Below are 12,177 nucleotides of genomic sequence, written 5' to 3'. Positions count from 1 at the left end.
GAGACCTTAAGTGACGGGTCTCTTTCTTCTATGTTATATTGTTATCATAGGGTGAAAGAATAACGATATAATTGTTTTTTAAATAGAAATGTGAAAAAAGGGTTTCACAAAAGGGTGTTTCCATATTATAATGCAAGGTAATGATGTATTTACAAAAGGAGAAATCATAGTATGGAATCGGGGTTAACGCATTTTGATGAAAATGGCAAGGCACTGATGGTGGATGTGACAGATAAAGGCGAGACTGTTCGTGAGGCAACTGCCGCAGGAAAAATCATGGTCAGCAGAAAAGTATATGAAGCAATTGCAGCAGGAACAGTTGGAAAAGGAGATGTCCTGGGAGTGGCGACAACAGCCGGGATTATGGGAGCTAAGAGAACAGCTGAGCTGATTCCGATGTGTCATATTCTTCCAATCACGAATTGCAGAGTGACGTTTGATATGGATGAAGAAAGTTGTACAATCTACTGCTATTGTACAGTGAAAGTGACAGGAAAGACAGGCGTAGAGATGGAAGCACTGACAGGGGTCAGTGTTGCACTTTTGACCGTGTATGATATGTGTAAGGCATTGGATAAATCGATGGAGATCGGTGAGATTTATCTTTGTAGAAAGACGGGCGGTAAGAGTGGCGAAGTGCGAAATGAGAAAGTACCATATATACAGCATGAAAATAAGACACCTAAGAATGATCCGTTAAAAGATTTGGATTATCAGTTGGGTAATCCGAATAGAAAACGGACGGTAACAGGACGCGGAACACTGGATGATTTGGATTTATTATAAGATGCAAAAAGAAAGGAAGATTGAACATGAAGTGGAAAAGTTTTCGCTTAAAGACAACTACACAGGCAGAAGATATCGTGAGCAGTATGCTGGCAGATTTGGGGGTTGAAGGAGTTCAGATTGAAGATAAGATTCCTTTGACAGCGGCAGATAAGGAGCAGATGTTTGTGGATATTTTGCCGGAAACAGAGGCTGATGACGGAATTGCATATTTAAGCTTTTATTTAGAAGAAGATGCGGATACAGAAAGTATTTTGAAAAATGTCCGTCAGGAACTGGAAGAAATGTCAGAATTTATGGATCTTGGAGAATGTTCTATTGAAGAATCCGAGACAGAGGATGTGGACTGGGTAAATAATTGGAAACAATATTTCCATCAGTTTTATGTAGATGATATTTTAATCATTCCGTCATGGGAAGATGTAAAACCGGAAGATGAGGATAAGATGGTGATCCACATTGATCCGGGAACAGCATTTGGAACAGGAATGCATGAGACAACACAGTTATGCATCCGCCAGATCCGTAAACATGTGACGTCGGATACAGAGATTCTTGATGTTGGATGCGGAAGTGGAATCCTTGGAATGCTGGCACTTAAATTTGGAGCGAAACATTCCGTAGGGACAGACCTTGATCCTTGTGCAATCGATGCAACATATGAAAATATGGAAGTGAATGGTATTTCAAAGGATCAGTATGAAGTTATGATCGGAAATATTATTGATGATAAAGCGGTACAGGATAAGGTTGGATATGAATGCTATGATATCGTTGTGGCAAATATTCTTGCAGATGTGCTGGTCGCTCTTACGCCGGTGATTGTAAATCAGTTAAAAAAGGGTGGTATATATATCACAAGCGGAATCATCGATGATAAAGAAGAGACTGTTGTTGAGGCTGTGAAAAAAGCAGGACTGGAAGTGCTGGAAGTGACATATCAGGGTGAGTGGGTGTCTGTAACAGCGCGAAAGAACTAATTAAAAGGAGAGACAAAAATGCATCATTTTTTTGTTGAACCAACGCAAATCTGTGGAGATACGATTGCGATAGAGGGTTCAGATCTGAACCATATGAAAAATGTGTTGAGGATTAAACCAGGAGAATCGGTTGAAATCAGTGATGGAAGTTCAAACAGATATATATGTGAAGTGGACGAATATGAGCAGGACACGGTAAGACTACATATCTGTGATAAGATTCGGGATGATGTAGAACTTCCGTCCAGAATTTATCTGTTTCAGGGACTGCCAAAAGCTGATAAGATGGAACTGATTATACAGAAGGCTGTGGAGCTTGGTGCTTATGAGGTGATTCCGGTTGTGACAAAGCGTGCAGTAGTAAAACTGGACGAGAAAAAAGCTGTCAAGAAGGTTGCACGCTGGAATGCAATCGCAGAAGGAGCAGCAAAACAGTCCGGAAGAAACAGAATTCCAGAAGTTCATGACGTTATGACATTTGCAGAGGCGTTAAAATTTGCGAAAAGCTTAGATGTCCGCCTAATCCCTTACGAGAAAGCAGAAGGAATGGGGACGATGAAATCAGCTGTAGATCAGATTCGGCCGGGAGAAAGTATTGGAGTTTTTATTGGACCAGAAGGCGGATTTGAAGAGGCGGAGATTGAACAGGCAATGGAACAGGAGATTATACCGGTTTCATTAGGAAAAAGAATATTGAGGACAGAGACGGCAGGGTTGACAATTTTATCAATTCTGATGTATCACTTAGAATGTGAGATTCATAATTTATAGTAAGAAACGTTCAGAGCAACAGTGAAAAATCTGAACAAGACAGAGAAGGAAAGGTAACATGGAAGTTTATTTAGATAATTCGGCGACAACAAGAGCATATCCGGAAGTTGGAGATATTGTATATAAAGCAATGTGTCAGGATTATGGTAATCCGTCTTCGATGCATCGTAAAGGCGTAGAGGCGGAGCATTATGTGAAAGATGCAAAAGAAATTTTGGCAAAGCTATTAAAAGTAAATGCAAAGGAAATCTTTTTTACATCAGGAGGGACAGAAAGCGATAATCTGGCTTTGATCGGAACAGCACGGGCAAATCGGCGCAGGGGGAATCATTTGATCACATCTTCGATCGAACATCCTGCTATTTTAAATACAATGCGTTATCTGGAAGAAGAGGAAGGATTTCGGGTGACCTATTTACCGGTAGATGAGAATGGGCGTGTTCGTTTAGAAGCATTAAAAGAGGCACTGTGCCAAGATACGATTTTGGTATCCATCATGTATGTTAATAATGAGGTTGGTTCTGTACAACCGATCGAAGAAGCTGTAAAAATTGTAAAAAACTTCAATCCAAGAATTCTCTTCCATTCTGATGCAGTGCAGGGATTTGGAAAGTACCATATTTATCCGAAACGAGTTGGGATTGATATGCTTTCAGCAAGTGGACATAAAATCCATGGACCAAAAGGAATAGGATTTTTGTATATAAATGAGAAAGTAAAGATTAAGCCTATTATTTTCGGAGGAGAGCAGCAGAAAAATATTCGCTCCGGTACAGAAAATGTTCCGGGAATTGCAGGACTTGGACTTGCGGCAAAGATGATATATCAAGATCTGAACATGAAAGTTTCACTGATGAGGGAACTGAAAGCTCATTTTATAGAAGGAATATCGAAAATAGAACACGCAACGGTGCATGGTCTGACTGATGAAAATAGTGCACCTCATATTATAAGCGTTGGCATTGCAGGGGTTAGAAGTGAAGTGTTGCTGCATACTTTGGAAGATAAAGGTATATACGTGTCTTCAGGTTCTGCGTGTGCATCAAATCATCCTGCGATCAGTGGAGTGTTAAGAGGAATTGGAACTTCACAGGAGTACCTGGATTCGACATTGCGTTTCAGTATGTCAGAATTTACAACAAAAGAAGAAATTGACTATACGTTGGAAACACTATATAATTGTGTACCGATGTTAAGGAGATATACAAGACACTAAAAAGGAGAAAGATATGAAATTTCATTCATTTTTGATCAAATACGGTGAGATTGGAATTAAAGGGAAAAACCGTTATATATTTGAGGACGCATTGGTTCGTCAGATTCGATTTGCATTGAAAGATGTAGATGGAGAATTTTATGTTCACAAATCTTATGGAAGAGTATATGTGGATTGTGATGGAGAGTATGATTATGAAGAGACTGTAGAAAGTCTTGCAAGAGTATTTGGAATTGTTGGAATTTGTCCGGTTGTCCGTCTGGAGGATAAAGGCTTTGAAGAACTGAAAAAAGAAGTGGTTGCTTATATGGATGAGATGTATCCGGATAAGAATAAGACTTTTAAGGTAGAGGCGAGAAGAAGTAAAAAGAGCTATCCTCTTCAGTCTATGCAGATTAACTGTCAGTTAGGTGAAGTGATTTTAGATGCATTTCCTGAGATGAAGGTAGATGTACATCATCCGGATATTATGTTGAATGTAGAAGTCCGTGAAGAGATTTATCTTTATTCAGAGATTATTCCGGGACCGGGTGGAATGCCGGTTGGAACAAACGGAAGTGCGATGTTACTTCTGTCAGGCGGAATCGACAGCCCGGTTGCGGGATATATGATCGCAAAACGAGGAGTTTCTTTGGAAGCAACATATTTTCATGCACCACCGTATACAAGCGAACGTGCAAAAGAAAAGGTTGTAGATCTTGCACGTCTTGTATCAAAATATTCAGGACCGATCAAATTGAATGTTGTAAACTTCACAGATATTCAGTTGTATATTTATGAGAAGTGTCCACACGAAGAACTCACGATCATTATGCGTCGTTATATGATGAAGATTGCAGAACATTTTGCAAAACAGGACGGTTGTCTTGGCATGATCACAGGAGAGAGTATTGGACAGGTTGCAAGTCAGACAATGCAGAGTCTGAATGTGACAAATGCGGTTTGCACATTGCCGGTTTATCGTCCGCTGATTGGCTTTGATAAACGTGATATCGTAGAAATTTCAGAAAAAATCAACACATATGAGACTTCAATACTGCCATTCGAAGATTGCTGTACAATTTTCGTGGCAAAACATCCGGTTACAAAACCAATTTTGGAGAAGATTGAAAAATCAGAATTGAATCTGGCAGAAGGTATTGATGAATTAGTACAGAAAGCAATTGATACAGTAGAAGTGATTAAAGTAAAATAATCGTTGCTGGTCACAGGTACTGTGAACAGTAACAAATAATCAAAACAAAAAGGCTGTCGTAAAAGACAGCCTTACTACTTGACAAATGTAAGTCGATTACTTATTTGATGATGTATGGCTCAAGAGCAGCAAGGATATCATCCAATTCGCCATCGGCATGAATGTTCAGGTCGATTGGTTTTGAAAGATCCAGGCTGAAGATACCCATAATAGATTTAGCATCAATTACATATCTTCCAGATACAAGATCAAAGTCATTATCGTATTTTGTGATTTCATTTACGAAAGACTTTACTTTGTCAATTGAGTTTAAAGAAATCTGTACAGTTTTCATGTTATAATCCCTCCTTGATATACGAAAAAGTACGAGGTTTTCCCTCTTAGCTTATTCTACGAGATAGGAATATAAAAGTCAAGAAACTGATAGAAAAAAGAACGATAGAAGGAGAAAAATTAATGAAAAAAGTAGCGTTGCATAATTTGGGATGCAAGGTGAATGCGTATGAGACAGAAGCCATGCAGGAAATGCTGGAAAAAGAGGGGTATGAAATTGTTCCGTTTAAAGAAGGCGCAGACATTTATATTATTAATACATGTACAGTGACGAATATTGCAGACAGAAAATCCAGACAGATGTTGCATCGTGCGAGAAAAATGAATCCGAATGCAATTGTAGTTGCGGCCGGATGTTATGTGCAGGCACAGGAAAATGAACATCATGAATTAGATTCCTGTATTGACATTGTAATTGGAAATAATAAAAAACAAGATTTGATTCAGATTTTAGATGAATATGAATCAAAATGTAAAACAGAGGAAGTAATTGACATTAATCATACAAATGAATATGAAAACCTAAATCTGTCTCGCACCGGAGAACATACAAGAGCTTACATCAAAGTACAGGATGGATGCAATCAGTTCTGTTCATATTGTATTATTCCGTTTGCAAGAGGCCGTGTGCGCAGTCGTTCTCTGGAAGATGTAGTACAGGAAGTAACAACATTATCTGGAAATGGTTATAAGGAAGTTGTTCTTACAGGAATTCATCTGAGTTCTTATGGAGTTGATTTTGAAGAACAGGAAGCGAGAAAGAAAACAGATTTACTGACATTGATTCTGGCAGTTCATGAAATTCCGGGTATTGAACGTATTCGTCTGGGATCTCTGGAACCAAGGATCATCACAGAAGAATTTGCTAAAACAATAGCAGGACTTCCGAAGATGTGTCCACATTTCCATTTATCTTTACAGAGCGGGTGTGATGCAACTTTGAAACGTATGAATCGCCGCTATACAACGGGTGAGTATTATGAAAAGTGTGAGCTTTTGCGAAAATATTTTGACCACCCGGCGTTGACAACGGATGTAATTGTAGGATTCCCGGGAGAGACAGAAGAAGAGTTTGAAGAATCAAAAGCATTTGTCGACAAAGTAAACTTCTATGAAACACATATTTTTAAATATTCTAAACGAGAAGGAACAAGGGCAGCTGTGATGGAAAATCAGGTGCCGGAACAGATAAAGGCAGAAAGAAGTGCACAATTGATTGAGCTGGGAGCAAAAAAACAGGAAGCATATGAGAAAGAAATGGTTGGAAAAAATGTGGAAATCCTTGTGGAAGAACCAGCACAGATCAACGGAAAAGAAGTACAAGTCGGGCACACAAAAGAATATATAAAAGTTGCATTGGAATCAGATGAAAATTTACAGAATCAGATTGTCAAGGTGCGAATAGATGACCATTCTCAAATTATCCATTGAATTTTAAACGGGATTATATTAGAATGATAAGTAGGGAATCTGGCAACTTTGTTTTGCCGGAGGATGTTTTGTGGCTGTCTGGGACAGATGCGAGATGTAAATTTATTATGGGTTATAAAAATAATGACCGGTAATGAAAACAATACAATGTTAGACATAAAAAGAGAAAGGTGGAAAAAAACATGAGTGATTTGAGTAATACACAATTCTTTCAGGTTGAACCAGGTCCGCAGATTTCTGCAAAAGATATCTTAGAGATCGTTTTCAAAGCGTTGAAAGAAAAAGGATATAATCCGGTAAACCAGATTGTTGGATATATTATGTCTGGAGATCCAACTTATATTACAAGTTACAATGGAGCAAGAAGTCTTGTGATGAAAGTGGAGAGAGATGAACTGGTAGAAGAGTTATTGAAGTCGTATATTCAGAATAATTCATGGGAATAATTAAATTATGAGAATTATGGGATTGGATTATGGCACGAAGACAGTTGGGGTTGCAATTAGTGACGCACTTGGTCTGACGGCTCAGGGTATAGAGACAATAGAACGAAAAGAAGAAAACAAGCTGCGTCGCACATGTGCACGCATCGAAGAACTGATTCGTGAATATGAAGTAGAAAAGATCGTGCTCGGCTTTCCAAAACATATGAACAATGATGTGGGAGAGAGAGCAGAGAAGTCACTGGAATTTAAAGCAATGTTAGAACGAAGAACCGGACTTGAAGTGATCATGTGGGATGAACGCCTGACGACGGTTGCTGCGGAGCGTACATTGATTGAAAGTAAAGTAAGACGAGAGGATCGGAAAAAGTATATTGATAAGATTGCAGCAGTATTTATATTACAGGGATATCTGGATTCGCTGCAGATTTCAAAATAAAGGGGAGACCTATGGAGAAGATTACATTTACATTTGAAGATACAAACGAAACAGTTGACTTTTTCGTTTTGGAGCAAACAAAGTTAAATGGTGCTACATACTTACTCGTAGCTGATAATGAAAGCGATGATGCAGAATGTCTGATTTTGAAAGAGACAGAGTCAGGAAATGAACAGGACAATCTGTATGATATCGTAGAAGACGATAATGAATTGACAGCAGTTTCGAAGGTGTTTGAAGAACTGTTGGAAGATGTTGACATTACATTGTAAATATCCGACAAAGGATAGTTGCGATAGATTTACTACACAGGAATTGGAGTAGACGATGGAACAGGAAAAGGTGGAGAAACTACTTCGGGCAAAGTTAAAAGAACGGGGCTTGAAGATTACACAGCAGCGTCTGCTTGTATTGTCCACGCTTGCAAAAAGCAGCGGTAATCACATGGCAGCAGAAGAGCTGTATGCACAGATACAACAGCAGTATCCGGAGATTGGATTGGCTACTGTATATCGTACATTACAACTTTTATATGAGATGCAGTTGATAGACCGCATTAATCTGGATGATGGTTGTGTGCGTTATGAGATCGGGCATTTGTTCGAAGGTGAGATGAAACACAGTCATCATCATTTAATATGTAGGAAATGCGGGAAAGTATTTCCGTTTGATGGTGATTTGTTAGATGGATTGGAAACGCATATTCAGGAAAAAACAGGATTTCATATTGTGGATCATGAGTTGAAATTTTATGGTGTGTGTAAACAATGCATGGAACAAGAATAAAACTCCGGTTTTTGTCAGTACAAAAAATAGATGGAGGTGTGAAATTTTTGAAAAAGCAAAATACAGGAAAATTGCGTATCATTCCTTTAGGTGGTCTGGAACAGATTGGAATGAATATAACAGCCTTTGAATATGAAGACAGTATTATTGTTGTGGATTGTGGTCTCGCATTCCCGGAAGATGACATGCTTGGTATTGATCTGGTTATTCCGGATATCACATATTTAAAGGATAACATTAGCAAGGTGAAGGGATTTGTGATCACTCATGGACATGAAGATCATATTGGTGCCTTGCCTTATGTGCTCAAAGAAATTAATATTCCGATTTATACAACTAAATTAACAATGGGAATTATTGAAAATAAATTGAAAGAACACAATTTGCTTCGTTCTACAAGAAGAAAAGTTGTGCGTCATGGTCAGTCTATCAATTTAGGAAAATTCAGAATTGAATTTATTAAAACAAACCATAGTATACAGGATGCATCCGCTTTGGCAATTTATTCACCGGCAGGAATTGTGGTACACACAGGAGACTTTAAAGTAGATTACACACCGGTATTTGGAGATGCGATCGATTTACAGAGATTTGGAGAAATTGGTAAAAAAGGCGTACTTGCATTAATGTCAGATAGTACCAATGCAGAGCGCAAAGGATTTACTCAATCTGAAAAAACAGTAGGTATTACATTTGATCACATTTTTGCAGAGCATCAGAATACACGAATTATTATTGCAACATTTGCATCGAATGTGGATCGTGTGCAGCAGATTATCAACTCTGCATATAAATATGGAAGAAAAGTAGTTGTAGAAGGTCGAAGTATGGTGAATATTATTTCGACAGCTTCAGAACTTGGCTATCTGAATGTACCGGAGCATACATTGATTGAGATTGATGAGATGAAGAATTATCCACCGGAGAAGATGGTGCTGATTACAACAGGAAGTCAGGGAGAATCGATGGCTGCTTTGTCTCGTATGGCAGCAGATGTGCATCGCAAGGTTACAATTCAGCCGAATGATACAATTATATTTAGCTCGAATCCAATCCCGGGAAATGAAAAATCAGTTTCACGTGTGATCAACGAATTATCTTCAAAGGGAGCAAACGTAATATTTCAGGATGCTCATGTATCCGGGCATGCTTGTCAGGAAGAATTGAAATTAATCTATTCTCTTGTAAAACCGAAATATGCGATTCCGGTTCATGGAGAGTATCGTCATTTGAAAGCAAACTCTGAAATTGCAATGTCTCTTGGGATTCCAAAGGAGAATGTATTTATTATTCAATCAGGAGATGTTCTGGAGCTTTGCGATGAAAGCGCAAAAGTGGTAGATAAGGTTCACACAGGAGCAATTCTGGTAGATGGTCTTGGTGTTGGAGACGTTGGTAATATTGTGCTTCGAGACAGACAGCATCTGGCTGAGGATGGAATTATTATTGTTGTTTTAACTTTAGAGAAGGGAAGCAACCGTCTTCTGGCAGGACCGGATATTGTCTCTCGTGGATTTGTATATGTACGAGAATCAGAAGGCTTGATGGAAGAAGCAAGAAGAGCGGTAAGCGACAGTTTGGATAAGTGCCTGAGCAATCGCTATGCAGACTGGAATAAGATCAAATTAACAATCAGGGATACAATGAATGACTTTATTTGGAAAAAAACAAAGAGAAGACCAATGATTATCCCAATTATTATGGATGTGGATGTGTAAGATATGATAGTAGATGAACGTATCGTTACATTCATCAATTCCATGGAGACAGAGAATAGTGAAATATTAGAAGCGATTGAAAGCGAGGCATTGAGTACTTATGTACCGATTATTCGAAAAGAGATGCAGAGTTTTCTAAAAGTACTTCTGACGATTCAAAAACCTATGCGCATTCTGGAAGTCGGAACTGCCGTAGGTTTCTCTGCGTTATTGATGAGTGAGTATGCACCAGCAGGGTGTGAAATTACAACGATTGAAAATTATGAAAAAAGAATTCCAATTGCAAGGAATAACTTTAAAAGAGCAGGAAAAGAATCCCAGATTACTCTGTTAGAGGGAGACGCAATGGAGGTGCTTCCGATGTTGGATGAACCATATGATTTTATATTTATGGATGCAGCAAAAGGACAGTATATTCATTATATGCCGGAAGTGATGCGTTTACTAAAAACAGGAGGAACACTGGTTTCAGATAATGTGATGCAGGATGGAAATATTATAGAGTCAAGGTTTGCAGTAGAGCGACGTGACAGAACAATCCATTCAAGAATGAGAGAATATCTCTATGAGTTAAAGCATCACGAAGAGCTGCTGACATCAATTATCCCGTTAGGGGATGGAGTGGCTGTCAGTGTGAAATTAAACAAAAAAGATACAAAAGTTGGAGAACGAAAATAGTAGAATTGAAAGGAAAAGAATATGTCAAGACATCCTGAATTATTAATTCCGGCAAGTAGTCTGGAGGTATTAAAAACAGCGGTAATATTTGGAGCAGATGCAGTATATATTGGTGGAGAAGCATTTGGTTTACGTGCAAAAGCAAAGAACTTTTCAATGGAAGATATGAAAGAAGGAATTGAATTTGCACATGCACATGATGTGAAAGTTTATGTTACAGCAAATATTCTGGCGCACAATGATGATTTGGAAGGAGTCAGAGAATATTTTGAAGAGTTAAAAGAAATTAAACCGGACGCATTGATCATTGCAGATCCAGGTGTGTTTGAAATTGCAAAGGAAGTATGTCCTGAGATTGAGCGTCATGTGAGTACACAGGCCAATAATACAAACTACGCAACTTATAATTTCTGGTATAAACAAGGGGCAAGCCGTGTTGTGTCAGCAAGAGAATTATCGATGAAAGAACTGAAAGAATTGCGCGCAAATATTCCGGAAGATTTGGAGATTGAAACATTTGTGCATGGAGCAATGTGTATTTCTTATTCAGGAAGATGCCTGCTTAGCAACTATTTTACTGGAAGAGATGCAAATCAAGGTGCATGTACACATCCATGTCGCTGGAAATATGCGGTTGTCGAAGAAACAAGACCGGGAGAGTATATGCCGGTATATGAAAACGAGCGTGGAACATATATTTTTAATTCAAAAGATCTTTGTATGATTGAATACATTCCAGAACTCATTGATGCAGGAATTGATAGTTTAAAGATTGAAGGAAGAATGAAGACAGCTTTATATGTTGCAACAGTGGCACGTACTTATAGAAAGGCGTTGGATGATTATCAGAAGGATCCAGAGATTTATCGTAAGAATATGCCGTGGTATCTGGATCAGATATCAAATTGCACATACCGCCAGTTTACTACAGGCTTCTTCTTTGGAAAAACGGATGAAAACTCACAGATTTATGATAGTAATACTTATGTGAAAGAATACACATATCTTGGTATTATCGGAGAAGAAAAAGATGGTCTGTATCGCATTGAACAACGTAATAAATTTTCAGTAGGCGAGACAATAGAAATTATGAAGCCGGATGGAAGAAATATTGAGGTGGCAGTTGGAAAGATTGTAAATGAAGACGGAGAGGAGCAAGAGAGTGCTCCGCACCCAAAACAAGTTTTGTATATTGATCTTGCAGGGCAGGCCGATAAATACGATATCATTAGACGAAAAGAGTAAATAAAGTAAGACAGAGAATAGCAGCTTGAAATTTATCTATGATTTTAAACTGCTATTTTTGTTGTGATTTATACGAAAAAAAGATCCAATGGGCTTTTTTTAGGTGTGATTTTTGAGAGAAACAGAGAAAAAAGTGAGAAATAGAGCTGGAATTGA

General features: G+C 38.4%; 14 protein-coding genes. 13 read left to right on the top strand and 1 reads right to left on the bottom strand.

Annotated elements, in window-relative coordinates:
* The first annotated feature begins 171 nt into the window (after positions 1-171).
* From moaC to thiI, 5 genes are read left to right on the top strand one after another with little or no spacing between them, the layout of a single operon-like run.
* Positions 172-786: a cyclic pyranopterin monophosphate synthase MoaC gene (gene moaC, locus D8Q48_RS08195; RefSeq protein WP_117989405.1), complete on the top strand. Its 615-nt coding sequence runs from the start codon at positions 172-174 to the stop codon at positions 784-786.
* Between the two features lie 26 nt (positions 787-812).
* Positions 813-1,766, top strand: a complete 954-nt coding sequence (prmA, locus tag D8Q48_RS08190; RefSeq protein WP_118737397.1) for a 50S ribosomal protein L11 methyltransferase — start codon at positions 813-815, stop codon at positions 1,764-1,766.
* An 18-nt stretch (positions 1,767-1,784) separates the two neighbouring features.
* On the top strand, positions 1,785-2,537 hold the full coding sequence (locus D8Q48_RS08185; protein WP_121056173.1) for a 16S rRNA (uracil(1498)-N(3))-methyltransferase: 753 nt from the start codon (positions 1,785-1,787) through the stop codon (positions 2,535-2,537).
* Between the two features lie 58 nt (positions 2,538-2,595).
* Positions 2,596-3,753: a cysteine desulfurase family protein gene (locus tag D8Q48_RS08180; protein WP_118688872.1), complete on the top strand. Its 1,158-nt coding sequence runs from the start codon at positions 2,596-2,598 to the stop codon at positions 3,751-3,753.
* Between the two features lie 13 nt (positions 3,754-3,766).
* A complete protein-coding gene (gene thiI, locus D8Q48_RS08175) occupies positions 3,767-4,948 on the top strand; it encodes a tRNA uracil 4-sulfurtransferase ThiI (RefSeq protein ID WP_022076064.1) in 1,182 nt (393 codons plus the stop codon).
* A 100-nt stretch (positions 4,949-5,048) separates the two neighbouring features.
* On the opposite strand, the gene D8Q48_RS08170 is transcribed toward thiI, so the two are convergent.
* Complete coding sequence (locus D8Q48_RS08170; RefSeq protein WP_022076063.1) at positions 5,049-5,282, bottom strand: HPr family phosphocarrier protein; 234 nt, start codon at positions 5,280-5,282, stop codon at positions 5,049-5,051.
* Between the two features lie 122 nt (positions 5,283-5,404).
* Between D8Q48_RS08170 and mtaB the strand changes: the two genes are divergently transcribed.
* The 8 genes from mtaB (at position 5,405) to D8Q48_RS08130 (ending at position 12,021) form a co-directional block, all read left to right on the top strand.
* Positions 5,405-6,712, top strand: coding sequence for a tRNA (N(6)-L-threonylcarbamoyladenosine(37)-C(2))-methylthiotransferase MtaB (gene mtaB / locus D8Q48_RS08165; RefSeq protein ID WP_118688873.1), 1,308 nt, complete (start codon positions 5,405-5,407; stop codon positions 6,710-6,712).
* 182 nt (positions 6,713-6,894) lie between these two features.
* Positions 6,895-7,158: an IreB family regulatory phosphoprotein gene (locus D8Q48_RS08160; protein ID WP_022076061.1), complete on the top strand. Its 264-nt coding sequence runs from the start codon at positions 6,895-6,897 to the stop codon at positions 7,156-7,158.
* Positions 7,159-7,165: 7 nt separating this feature from the next.
* A complete protein-coding gene (gene ruvX, locus D8Q48_RS08155; RefSeq protein WP_117989400.1) occupies positions 7,166-7,594 on the top strand; it encodes a Holliday junction resolvase RuvX in 429 nt (142 codons plus the stop codon).
* Positions 7,595-7,605: 11 nt separating this feature from the next.
* Positions 7,606-7,866: a DUF1292 domain-containing protein gene (locus D8Q48_RS08150; RefSeq protein WP_022076059.1), complete on the top strand. Its 261-nt coding sequence runs from the start codon at positions 7,606-7,608 to the stop codon at positions 7,864-7,866.
* A 55-nt stretch (positions 7,867-7,921) separates the two neighbouring features.
* A complete protein-coding gene (locus tag D8Q48_RS08145; protein WP_118688875.1) occupies positions 7,922-8,380 on the top strand; it encodes a Fur family transcriptional regulator in 459 nt (152 codons plus the stop codon).
* 47 nt (positions 8,381-8,427) lie between these two features.
* Entirely contained in the window at positions 8,428-10,098 is a 1,671-nt protein-coding gene (locus D8Q48_RS08140) for a ribonuclease J (protein ID WP_117989449.1), read from the top strand.
* Between the two features lie 3 nt (positions 10,099-10,101).
* The gene (locus D8Q48_RS08135) at positions 10,102-10,776 is read left to right on the top strand and encodes an O-methyltransferase (RefSeq protein ID WP_121056171.1); all 675 of its coding nucleotides are present in this window, start codon (positions 10,102-10,104) and stop codon (positions 10,774-10,776) included.
* Positions 10,777-10,797: 21 nt separating this feature from the next.
* Positions 10,798-12,021, top strand: coding sequence for a U32 family peptidase (locus D8Q48_RS08130; protein ID WP_121056169.1), 1,224 nt, complete (start codon positions 10,798-10,800; stop codon positions 12,019-12,021).
* Positions 12,022-12,177: the final 156 nt, after the last annotated feature.

It is taken from the genome of Ruminococcus sp. B05, from assembly GCF_003628495.1.
GTDB classification, from domain to species: Bacteria; Bacillota; Clostridia; order Lachnospirales; family Lachnospiraceae; genus Schaedlerella; species Schaedlerella hominis.
The sequence above is the reverse complement of the archived record's forward strand: the minus strand, read 5'-3'. Positions and strand labels throughout refer to the sequence as shown.